We start from the raw sequence: 10,819 nt of genomic DNA on the forward strand, positions 1-10,819 counted from the left end.
ATGATTCCTGATTCTCGCCCTACGTCACACGGCGGACTTGCTGTTAGCTACTGGCCTCACCCAACCCTGGCACGTAGGGGGTTGGTGGCGGTGTCCTGTGCCCCGCCGTGTCGTTAGCCTTCGATGATGAGGATGCTTGCGGCGACCACGTCCCGGGCACGATTTGTGTACGAAGGTGTTATTCGTTCGGGTAGCGTAGACCGATCTTTGCCCGGATAGCATCCATTGTGCGCATGATCGTCACCGATTCCTCGGGAGTGATCAGGGCGCTGCGTTGATTGCCGTCTCGGATGACGCGTTCCACTTCGGCCGCTTGAAACTGCATGCCACGTCCGGACACTGGTTGGTCATAGACGTCAATCAGTGAATTCCTTGCGTCGTAAAGCGACATCGTGGTTGGTGCGTACCAGGTGTCCGCGATCTCGATGCGGCCCTCGGTGCCAAGGATTGTGGCTCGGTTGGGTCCTCGCGTCTGGAGTGATGAGAACGATGTCGAAATCGCGCCGTTCTCGTGAGTGAGGATCGTCGCGACCGACGCGTCAACTCCCGATCGTGTGAACGTTGCGTGAGCGTCGATGTCGACGGGTTCACCAAGAACATCGTGTGCGAAGGAAATGGGGTAGATGCCGAGGTCTAAGAGAGCGCCACCGGCTAGATGCAGGTTGTTGATGCGGTGGGTATCTTCACGGGGAAGGTTCTGGGTGTGGTCGGCGTGGAGGGAACGGATCTCCCCGAGGCGGCCCGCCGCGATCAATGTGCGCACGTGTGCCATGTGTGGGAGGAACCGCGTCCACATGGCTTCGACCACTACGAGGCCCGTTCGCAGGCCGAGTTCGACGACGTTGGAAGCCTCTGCTTGGGTGAGAGTAAACGACTTCTCGACGAGGATGTGTTTGCCGTGCTCTAGCGCGAGTGTTGCGTTTTCGTGGTGCAGGTTGTGTGGCGTTGCAATGTAAATCACGTCGACGTTCGGGTCAGCAGCGAGGTCCTCATACGAACCATGGGCGCGGGGAATTCCATGGGTTGCCGCGAAAGCCTCGGCTGACGCGAGAGAACGCGACCCGACTGCCGTCACCCGGTGGCCGTGGGCGATCAGGTCTTTCGTGAACGCTCCGGCGACGCCCCCCGTTGCGAGGATCCCCCAGCCAATCATCCCGTCAGATCGTGGGAATGGGTCCCGCATCCTCACGACGCCGCCCGGTAATCGAGGACTACTTGCAGCGCGTCCTCCGGCGACGCGTCGAGCATCTTGAAGGCGGCAGGAGCGTCCTCCGCTGGCATCGTATGCGTAATGAGCGAGGTGACGTCGAGTTGGCCGTCGCTCACAAGTCGGAGCGCCGTAGTTGACATGCGTAACTCGTTCCAGCGGTGCTGAAGCGCTGGTGAGACACCTGAAATCTGGGATCCGATGATGGAGATGCGATTGTGATGGAATTCGTTGCCGAGTTGAACGGGGGTCGCAGCGCCTTGGAAAAACCCTCCGACAATGACGCGCGAGCTGTATGCCGCGGTGCGTACGGCCTCGTGAAGTGCATGATAGCTGCCACTCATTTCGATAGTTACATCGGCCCCACGATTCTCCGTGAGCTGACGGACTCGCTCTGCCACGTCGTCGGCGGCCGGGTCAAGCGTGAGGGAGGCGCCGAGGCGCTCTGCGAGTTCTCGGCGCCCCGGGAGCAGGTCGACGGAGACCACGCGCCCTCCGTTGAGCCGAGCAAGTTGTGCCACGATTTGTCCGGGGACGCCGGCTCCGAATACGACAACAGTCTCGCCGACGTGGATGTCGGCGTCGAGTACGGCATTTAGAGCGATCGCTCCGATCTTCGCAAAGATGCCTGCGACGGGATCGAGTCCGTCTGGCATGAGGCGGTCCATGACCCACGGCATGGGGCGAACGACGGACGACCGGTGGCCCCACGTTCCCCATACGAGGCGGCCGATCAGCCCTGTGTCCACGCCGTCGCCGACCGCTGTGATGGTGCCAACCTCTTCATAACCCCAGGCATCGAGCGGGTAGGAGTGCGTCGAGTCGCCCGGTACAAACAACCGGCGGCGAGCATCCCATTCGCTGTTAAAATACGGGTTGCTACCGCGGTACGCGGTGAGCTCCGTGCCGGCGGAAATGCCGGAATACAGGGTTTCGAGGCGCACCTCGCCGGCGCCAACGGGAGCGTCCTCAAAGTCGACGACTTCTGCCAGGCCGGGTGAAGTAAAACGAACGAGCCGTCCCATGTTCAGTTCCTTTCGGTTGTGAGGTTGGTGAGTAAGTCTGCACGATCAACGGCGACAAGCCTGAAGAGCAGGGCCTGCTCTGGATACAGCATGGGCGCCGGGAGCCCGATACGACCGAGGACGCTTCCGGAGAGGGCTACGGGCTCCGTCCACCACGACGGTGCTCCGCCCTTTACGCGCATGAGAGCTGAAGCGGACAGCTCAATCGGTTCGATGCGGTAGGTGACTTCGTCGCGCAGACCGGGGATTCGGATGCGACCGGGGTGCACAGCCACACTTGTGGCGAGTGCGACGAATGAGATGATCGCGCGGTCTTGGTCGGGGGCGACGTAGCCGTGTGCCCAGTACGCCTCATCCGGGTAGTCGCTGTGCACGGCAGTGCCGGTATGAATGAGTTCCCGCTCTTGTTTGTAGAGGTCAACCCAGGCCGCGAGCTGGTCAAGCTCCGTGGTTGATGCGTCGCGGAGGTCCCACTCGATCCCAAAATGCCCAAAAAGCGCCGTGGCCGCGCGGAACGCGAGCGCGTGGGTGCGGTGGGTCGTGTGCGCCGTCGCTGCGCCGACGTGCGACCCAACAAGCTCCGGGGGCAGGAGCAGCCCCGTCCAGCGTTGGATCTGCTGGCGCTCGAGGGCGTCGATGCAATCGCTCGCCCACACGCGCTGTGTGCGCTCGAGCACAGCGAGGTCGACTCGACCACCGCCGGATGAGCACGACTCGATCTCAAGTCCTGAATGTCGCCGATGCAACTCGTCCATGAGCGCATACGTCGCGAGGGTCTGTGCGTGCACGCGTGGAGCGCCTGTCAGGCGATCACCAGCTTCCACGAGGTCGCGGTTGTGGTCCCACTTGATGTAGTCGATGTCGTACTCGTTTATCAGGGAACTTATCGACTCAAGAATGTATTCGAACGCCGCAGGGATCGTTAGGTTGAGAACCTGCTGCGAGCGGCCAGGGATGGGGAGTCTGTTACCTGGCGCGAGAATCCATTCGGGGTGCGCTCGGGCGACCTCTGAGTCTTCGTTGATCATCTCCGGTTCAAACCAGAGCCCGAACTGCATACCGAGGGAGCGCACGACCGTGACGAGGGGGCCGAGTCCGTCCGGCCAGACGTTGCGGTCAACTTGCCAGTCACCGAGCCCTGCTCGATCGTGGCGGCGGTGGGTGAACCAGCCGTCGTCGAGGACGAACCGCTCCACGCCTACGTGTGCACCGAGCTCGGCGAGCCTCGCCAGTGAGTCGAGGTCTTGGTCAAAGTACACTGCCTCCCAGGTGTTAAGTACAACCGGCCGGGGGCTCACCGGGTGCGACGCTCTTCCGCGAAGATGCTCGTGGAACGACGCGGCGATGTCGTCAAGACCGTTCCCATACGCCGCGTAAATTGCCGGGGAAGAATAAGTGGCACCCGGCTTGAGGATCATTTCTCCGGGCAGAAGAAGTTCACCGCCGCCGAGCACACGCGATCCGGTGATTCCTAGCTCGGCGAAGGTGGAGTGATTGCCGCTCCAGGCGGTGTGAACTGTCCATACCTCGCCGGAGCGGAAGCCGAAGCCCGGCGTGCCGGCTGCGAGAAGGATGCTCGCGTCCGAGCCAGTGCGACCGCGCCGTCCTTCCCGGAGATGCGTGCCGACCACGAAGGGATGGCGTTGGGGAGTACGCTCTCGAAGATGCCGACCCGCAAAGTCGAGGAGCTCGCCGGCTTCGGCAGGGACAGGGAGGACGACGCGGAGTGCGTCGACCGAGTAATCGCTGTCCTGTGCGATGTTCGTTAGACGCGCCTCGAGACGGAGCAGCCCGGACGGCAGGAGTGTGATCGTGGTTGTGAGCTGCAACTCAGCGACGATGTCCGTTGCCTCGGCCACCAGGGATTGAATCGAGCCAGCCGATCCGTCGATGCGCCAGCTCGACGCCGTGAACGCCGTCGAGAAGGATGTGCCACTTCGATGCCCCTCCAGACCCGGGGTGCCCATCCATCCCGCTGACTGCTCGGGAAGCAGCGTCGGCGACCGTCGGGTCTCAAGCAGATCGGCCCCACCCTGGGTCTCGGCGAGGGAGCGGAGGAAGGCTTGGTCGGTGGAGGTCGCAGTGAAGGGAGCGCCCCAATGGAGGATGCGTGGAATGCCGGAGGACACGTCGATCATTACACACGTTCCGCTGGCCTCGAGCGTGACCAGCTGCGCCACGTTTACTGCTGTCGATACACTCATCCGCGCCCCATTTTCACTCTTTTAGATTCCATGCTGGAACTATTAAACCAAAGTATGGCATACTCAAACGGCGCGACCACGGCCGCGAACATGGCAAGTCAGATAATTCTTGGAGAAGATCGGAGTTTGGCGATGGACGGTGTCGAATCCGACGTCAGCTCGCTGCTCTCCGCGCCGTCGAAGGCCGTTGCGATTGAGGTTCTCGTGCATGGCGCCCAGTCTCGAGCTCGGCTCGCGCGCCGTATGGGGCTCTCGCCAGCGACCCTCACGCGACTCGTAAAGCCTCTGCTCGAAGGGGGCGTGCTCCTTGAGTCGGACGCCGTCCGTTCTCCCGGTCGAGGACGTTCCTCCCTTCCCCTTGATGTGGTCCCTGACCGGTACAAATTCGTTGGCGTGAAGCTCACCGAGGAAGCCATCTACGCCGTCGTCACTGACGTGCGGTCGCGCATCAGCGATCAGGTTCGTGTGCCGCTCGGCTCCCTTGACGTGTCGGATGTCGTGGCTGCCGTGCACGACATTGTCATGGACTTCCAGTCGGGCATGGACCAGCCCCTCGATGCTGTTGGCGTAACGGTAGGCGGCCGGGTCGATGAGGGTGAGATTGTTGCGGATTCTTCCTTCCTCCAGTGGCGCGATGTGCCCTTTCGCTCCCTATTGGGGGCGGCCCTCAGAGTTCCCGTTTACCTGGATAACGACGTTGTCGGCCTTACCAAGGCCCAGCAATGGTTCGGTCATGGCAAGGGGTACTCGAGCTTCGCTTTGCTTACTGTTGGTGCCGGAGTTGGATATGGCCTCGTCATCAATGACCTGATGATTCCGACTTCTCTAAACCCTCTTAGCCACTATCCCGTTGATCCGTCGGGACCGCTGTGTCCGCTCGGGCATCGGGGCTGCATGACGGCATTCTTGTCCTCGAGCTCGATCACCGCGGCGGTGTCTGCCGCACATGGCCGTTTCATCGAATACGACGATGTTCTCGAGATGGCCAGGTCTGGGGATGCGCCAGCTGTTCGTGTCGTCCAGGAAGCCGCTCGAGCCCTCGGCCGTGCAGCATCCGCTATTACGGCGTTTACCGGTGTGAAGCGGATCATTCTTTCGGGCGAAGGAATCCACCTCGCCGAGGCGGCGCGATCGAGCGTTGACGAGGGTCTGTCTGAATATGACACCGACAGTGCCCTCCACAGCGAACTCATTGTGCGTCCCATGGACTTCACCGAATGGGCAAGAGGCGCGGCCGTTATTGCTATTCAAAAAACGTTTCCTAGAAGTTCACCCGGTGGGACTGCGGGCAGCGAAGCAGTCGCCTCAGTAGCGTATTCGACAGCTGTAATCGACTCTGAGTAACCATCTGACCGGCATTAGTGTCGCACCGACAGTGGTTGCCGTCTCCGCGAGCGCGGGCAGGGGTCCCTCATTTTCAGGCGTGAACCGTCGTAGCTGTTTGCAGTGAAGGCCTGTGCGTGACGGTTTTAGTTTCATAATAAAACTATATCAAGAGACCGAATGGGCGTCTGAGGTTGCGCGCAACACGCCGAATTCGTCCCGTCGACCGTAACGGCTGCCCCAGTTCGAGGGTGCGGGGCGCCGAAGTCGCAGCGTCCATGACCGGGCTCACGCTGAGTGTGCTGAGACGCACAGGCGGATCTGATTTGATGCCCAGTGCTCCGGATGGCACAGGGCCGTTGGTGTAGAGGGAGGCCCTGTCATTCCTTCTCGACGAGCCGCAGCGTTCGCGCCGTCAGCTCGTCGATTGTTATGCGGTCGAAGTCGCGCACGGCGCTGCGAACGCGAACGGGTTCGCTGATGAGCAGGGACTCCGGGATGGCGGCCGAGCCATGCAAGGCACCAAAGACGCTACCGACGGTGGCCGCGTTGGAGTCGGTGTCACGGCCGCCCTCGATGGCAATGCCCACCGCGCTGAGAAAGTTTTCTCCCCACAGAAGCCCTGCCGTAATCTGTGCGGCGTTGTTGATTGTGTGCACCCAGCTATAGTGCCCGAGCTCCCGGTCGATCGTGTCGAGTGCGACGACGTGGGTCTCGCCCTGATCGTGGAGGTCAAGCATCCGGTGAAGCGCCTCGGCAAGGCGTGATCCGCTGGGCACGACGGTGAGGGAGCGGTCGAGCGCTTCGCGGGCGGATGACGCGGCGAACGCCGCCGCTACCAGGCCCGCCGCCCACATTGCTCCGTACATGCCGTTTCCGAGGTGCGAGAGTCGGGCATCGGTGATGGCCAGTGCAGCGGCCGGCCCCGGATTTCCCGGATGAATGTAACCGTAGGTGTCGACGCGAATGAGGGCGCCAATCCATTCCCGGTACGGGTTTCGGTGGGTCGCTGTGGCGGGCGGGGCGAGGCCGGCGAGGAGGTTGCGGTAAGCGGCGCGCTCCGCAGTGTACGTCTGAGTGAACGGCATGCGGTCGAGCCAGAGAGCGGCGAGCTGGTCGGTGGTGAACTCGCGGCCGTGCTGTTCGAGCGCGAGCATCCCGAGGATCGTCCAGTCGATGTCGTCATCGCGGGGAACATCCTGGAACCGGCCGTCGGTTGCGATGGGAGCAGAGGGATGCAGGTGGGCGACACCGTCGGGCAGTGGGCTCAGAAGCGGGAGATATCCGCGGAGGGGCCAGTGACCCGCGGCACGCAGGTAAATTTCCACCTGGGTTCGAGCGAGACCCTCGATTGGCTTGCCGAGCGTGTTGCCGACCACACGTCCGAGCCACGCGCCGCGAATCCGTTCGGGCAGCACCGCGGCGTCGAACTCGGTGCGGGGTGCAGCGTCACAGAGTGCGTAAAGCACGTGCTCGTCCCGTGGTTCGTCGTACGGCCAGTCGGGCAGGGGCCGCAACTCAGCGAGCCGAACCTCGACCGCCGTGAGGTGTTCCAGATCACCGTCTGCTGCCGCCCGTTTGGCTTCCTCGAGGAGGTCCCCGACGGGATAGCCGCTCACCTGTAATTCTTCGGCCTCGTCAGGCACGAGGTCCCGGGGATCGAGTACGTTGTGCATTTCTTAACCTTTCACTGCGCCGGAGAGGAATCCCTCGGTCACTTGACGTTGCAACAGGATGAACAGGAGCACGACCGGCAAGATTGTAATGAGCGCCCCGGCCGCCAACGGTCCGATGTCGACGGACCGACCTCCGACGAAAAGATACAGTCCCGTGGTCAGCGGGCGGTATTCGCCGCTGGGCAGGTACAGGAGGGGCACGAGAAAGTTGTTCCAGTTCTGCAGGAACGTGAAGACTGTCAGGGTTCCGATCCCCGGGGTGGCCAGCGGCAACATCACTTGCGCGAAGATGCGTGCCTCCGACGCGCCGTCGATTCGGGCAGCCTGCTCGAGCTCATCAGGCAGGTCAGAGAAGAATGCGCGCATGAAGAAGGCGCCGAACGCGAGCCCGGTCGTGCTGAGCACAAGGATCGTGCCGACGAGAGTGTCGAGCATTCCCATGGTGCGCAGCTGGAAATACAGCGGAATCATGTAAGCGAAGAACGGCACGAGCAAGCCGAGCACCACCGCGTAGAACAGGATGTTTCGACCAGGAAACGGCAATCGGGCGAACGCATATCCCGCCATGGTGGAGAGCACAACTGTGAGCACGGTGCTCGGGATCGTGAGGAGCACGCTGTCGAGCAGGTGTGAGCCGAACTCGCCGACGGTCCAGGCCTGCACGATGTTCTCGAACGAGAACGACGAGAAGAGGCCGAACGGATTGACCTTAACATCCTGCTCGGTTTTGAGAGCGGTAGAGAGGATGAGAATCACCGGGAACAACGACAGGAGCGAAAGCACAACGAGCAGCAGGTGGTGCGAGGCGCGAGTCGCGCGCTGGCGAGGCGAGAGGCGGATCCTCGAAATACTCATACGGACTCCTGAAACGAGAGCCTACGCTGCAGGCGGTTGAGTGCCACGGCGAAGGGAATGGCGAGCACGGTGATCACGAGCGCGAGCGCCGTGCCGTAACTGATGCGGTTGAGCTGAAAGGCATTGCTGTAGGCATAGGTTCCCAGAACTTCCGTCGCGTTCGACGGGCCGCCACCGGTCATGATGAAAACGATGTCGAAGACGCTGAATCCGCCGACGAGCGTCAGCGTGACGATCATCAGGAATACTGGCATGATTTGCGGGAGAACGATGTACCAGACGCGCTGTAGCGAGTTGGCACCGTCCATCCGTGCCGCATCGAGCAACTCCGCATCGACGTTACGCAACGATGACAGCAACACGACGAAGACGAACCCTGTCGTCGCCCAGACCGCCGTGACAAGAACTGCGCAGAGGGCGGTGTTCGGGTTGCCGAGCCACCCTGTCGCGAGAGCATCGAGGCCGACCGATCGAAGCAATTGGTTGAGCCAACCACGCATCGGATCGTAGATCCAGCTCCACACCACTCCGGCCGCAACGGCGGGGAGGATATACGGAATGAAGAGAGCGACGCGGTACAGCGTGCTGGCCCGGCGCACCGTCCACATCAGTAGGGCCAGCGAAAGTCCGATGACCACCGGTGCTGCCGTGCCGAGAACGATCCAGATGATGTTGTTCATGAATGCTGGGCCGAGTGCGGGATCGGTGGCGAGTTCGACGAAGTTGCCGAGGCCTACGAACGCCGGCGAGGAGTCGACTCCGTTGTAGTCGAGCATCGAGTAGTAGATGGCGTTACCGAGGGGGAAGAGGAAAAAAACGGTTACGAACGCGAGCAGCGGTGCCACGAGGGCGACGCCCAGGCGGGCCTGCGCTCGCCTGGTAACGCGGGGTGCTGAGTGACTTCTGGTCGGTGGATTCATCGTTCTGTTCTGCCTCTTCCCCCTCACGTTCGTCAGTTTCGTGCCGCTACTTCGAGTTCCTCGGCGACCTGCTCGGGAGTCTTCTGCCCGGTGAACAGTGCCTGGAATCCGTCGTACATGGTCTGGTTGAAGAGATCACTGGCGACCACGTCGATGTTCGTTCCGAGATCACTGCTGCCCGCGGCGAAGGTCGCGGTGTCCTCGATCACTTGGGCGAGCAGCGGCAACACTTCGAGATCCTTGGTCTCGATCGGGAAAGCAGGGATGGTTCCAAGATTTTCCACTGCCCACTGGCCGTGCTCCTCCGAGACCAGGAAATCAATGAATTTGATGGCCGCCTCCGGGTTGTCGGTGTTTGCGGACACCAGTGGACCGGACCCCAAGCCGGCCGTGAAGATTCCAGCGCCGTCTTCGCTGGGAAATGGGATGTAGCCAACCTCGAAGTCGGTGTTGGCCTCGACCTCCGGGATAAACCAGCTACCGGTCGGTAACATGGCCGCCTCTTCGGAGTAGAACAGTGCGGCACCGCCGTCGTAGGAGATTGCAGTGGGGAACTCCGGCAGGTAGCCCGCGTCGTTGAAACCGGCCCAGAGCGCCAGCGATTCGATTACTTCGGGCGACGTCCATGAGGCCTTACCGTCGATTAGGTCGGCGACACCCTGAGACCCCACTCGGCTCGCGAGCGTCATGCTCAGCAAGTGACCTGCCTGCCAGCCTTCCTGGTCACTCACTGCGAATGGGATGACTCCGGACTGCTTGATGTTGGCGGCTGCAGCCTCGAGTTCACCAAGGTTTTCGGGCTGGTCGATGCCGAGGTCATCGAACATCGTTTTGTTGTAATACACCCCGACGGTCTCGATGTCGCCGGGAACTCCGATTATTTTGCTATCGACTGTGACGCGGTCCTTCGCGAAGTCGTAGATCTGCCAGTCGTTCTTCTCGTAGCTCTCCGTTAAGTCATACAGGAGCCCCGCGTCGGCGAGGCTGCCGGCGAAGGTGGGACCCGAGCCCCAGTTGAAAACATCCGGTCCGTCACCCGACTGCAGTTGAGTCTGAAGAACCGTGCGCATCGTGTCAAAGGGCATCGCGTCGATTTCGATGAGGATGCCGGGGTTTCTCTCCTCGAACTTCGCGATTCGGGCCTCGATCATCGGCAAGAACTCCGGGTCCTCCTGCTGCTCGACCAGGTAACGGAGGGTGCTGTCTCCCTTACCCGAAGAGGCAGTCGAGCTAGCCGGTGTGCATCCGCTGAGCAGCAGCGCGAGTGCGCCGAGGCCGGCGACAGCGGCGAGTGAATGTCGAGATGTCATTGTTGTCCTTCGAATGTTGCAAGCGGTGGCGAACGGATGTCCGGTTGCCCGGCGGCCTTCGCCGATAGTTTTGATTTGAAACTATTGCGACCGGATCAGGCTCTATATTCTGACTTATTTCTTCCTGGATCGGGGAGATTCGACATTAACAGAGGGTAAATAGTTTTGGACCAAAATTATTTAGAAGTTGGAGAACCCTTTACGCAGTGTCCCCGCATCCCCGTTACCTTGTTTGTAACCTCGGATGGTGTGAGTATCTGAGGGAGTTGGCCTGTCGGGTCCGGCATGATTGTTGCCCC

Annotated in this window: 8 protein-coding genes; 1 reads left to right on the plus strand and 7 read right to left on the minus strand. The window is 61.5% G+C overall.

Going from position 1 to position 10,819, the window contains the following annotated elements; translation table 11 throughout:
* Positions 1-178: 178 nt before the first annotated feature.
* From CXY71_RS01270 to CXY71_RS01280, 3 genes are read right to left on the minus strand one after another with little or no spacing between them, the layout of a single operon-like run.
* Entirely contained in the window at positions 179-1,153 is a 975-nt protein-coding gene (locus CXY71_RS01270) for a Gfo/Idh/MocA family protein (protein ID WP_104133917.1), read from the minus strand.
* Between the two features lie 32 nt (positions 1,154-1,185).
* Complete coding sequence (locus CXY71_RS01275) at positions 1,186-2,232, minus strand: zinc-binding alcohol dehydrogenase (protein ID WP_104133918.1); 1,047 nt, start codon at positions 2,230-2,232, stop codon at positions 1,186-1,188.
* A 2-nt stretch (positions 2,233-2,234) separates the two neighbouring features.
* Entirely contained in the window at positions 2,235-4,436 is a 2,202-nt protein-coding gene (locus CXY71_RS01280) for an alpha-galactosidase (RefSeq protein ID WP_199184142.1), read from the minus strand.
* Positions 4,437-4,568: 132 nt separating this feature from the next.
* On the opposite strand from CXY71_RS01280, the gene CXY71_RS01285 reads away from it, so the two are divergent.
* Positions 4,569-5,780 carry an ROK family transcriptional regulator gene (locus tag CXY71_RS01285; protein ID WP_158252931.1) on the plus strand — a complete coding sequence of 404 codons (1,212 nt, stop codon included), beginning with the start codon at positions 4,569-4,571 and terminating at the stop codon, positions 5,778-5,780.
* A 359-nt stretch (positions 5,781-6,139) separates the two neighbouring features.
* Here CXY71_RS01285 and CXY71_RS01290 read toward each other — a convergent pair whose 3' ends face one another.
* Genes CXY71_RS01290 through CXY71_RS01305 form a run of 4 tightly spaced genes read right to left on the minus strand, consistent with a single transcriptional unit; the run spans position 6,140 to position 10,520 of the window.
* The gene (locus CXY71_RS01290; protein ID WP_104133921.1) at positions 6,140-7,435 is read right to left on the minus strand and encodes an ADP-ribosylglycohydrolase family protein; all 1,296 of its coding nucleotides are present in this window, start codon (positions 7,433-7,435) and stop codon (positions 6,140-6,142) included.
* 3 nt (positions 7,436-7,438) lie between these two features.
* Positions 7,439-8,290, minus strand: coding sequence for a carbohydrate ABC transporter permease (locus tag CXY71_RS01295; protein ID WP_104133922.1), 852 nt, complete (start codon positions 8,288-8,290; stop codon positions 7,439-7,441).
* Positions 8,287-9,210 carry a carbohydrate ABC transporter permease gene (locus CXY71_RS01300; protein WP_104133923.1) on the minus strand — a complete coding sequence of 308 codons (924 nt, stop codon included), beginning with the start codon at positions 9,208-9,210 and terminating at the stop codon, positions 8,287-8,289. The genes CXY71_RS01295 and CXY71_RS01300 overlap by 4 nt, the downstream gene beginning before the upstream one ends.
* A 32-nt stretch (positions 9,211-9,242) precedes the next feature.
* Entirely contained in the window at positions 9,243-10,520 is a 1,278-nt protein-coding gene (locus CXY71_RS01305; protein ID WP_104133924.1) for an extracellular solute-binding protein, read from the minus strand.
* Between the last annotated feature and the right edge of the window lie 299 nt (positions 10,521-10,819).

The organism is Cryobacterium sp. Y62 (assembly GCF_002929785.1).
Classification (GTDB): domain Bacteria; phylum Actinomycetota; class Actinomycetes; order Actinomycetales; family Microbacteriaceae; genus Cryobacterium.

Bases quoted from the DNA above. Each gene is read 5' to 3' on its own strand.
- CXY71_RS01305 (WP_104133924.1), bottom strand. From the start codon at position 10,520: ATGACATCTCGACATTCACTCGCCGCTGTCGCCGGCCTCGGCGCACTC.
- CXY71_RS01275 (WP_104133918.1), bottom strand. From the start codon at position 2,232: ATGGGACGGCTCGTTCGTTTTACTTCACCCGGCCTGGCAGAAGTCGTC.
- CXY71_RS01280 (WP_199184142.1), bottom strand. From the start codon at position 4,436: ATGAGTGTATCGACAGCAGTAAACGTGGCGCAGCTGGTCACGCTCGAG.
- CXY71_RS01270 (WP_104133917.1), bottom strand. From the start codon at position 1,153: ATGATTGGCTGGGGGATCCTCGCAACGGGGGGCGTCGCCGGAGCGTTC.
- CXY71_RS01290 (WP_104133921.1), bottom strand. From the start codon at position 7,435: ATGCACAACGTACTCGATCCCCGGGACCTCGTGCCTGACGAGGCCGAA.
- CXY71_RS01285 (WP_158252931.1), top strand. From the start codon at position 4,569: ATGGACGGTGTCGAATCCGACGTCAGCTCGCTGCTCTCCGCGCCGTCG.
- CXY71_RS01300 (WP_104133923.1), bottom strand. From the start codon at position 9,210: ATGAATCCACCGACCAGAAGTCACTCAGCACCCCGCGTTACCAGGCGA.
- CXY71_RS01295 (WP_104133922.1), bottom strand. From the start codon at position 8,290: ATGAGTATTTCGAGGATCCGCCTCTCGCCTCGCCAGCGCGCGACTCGC.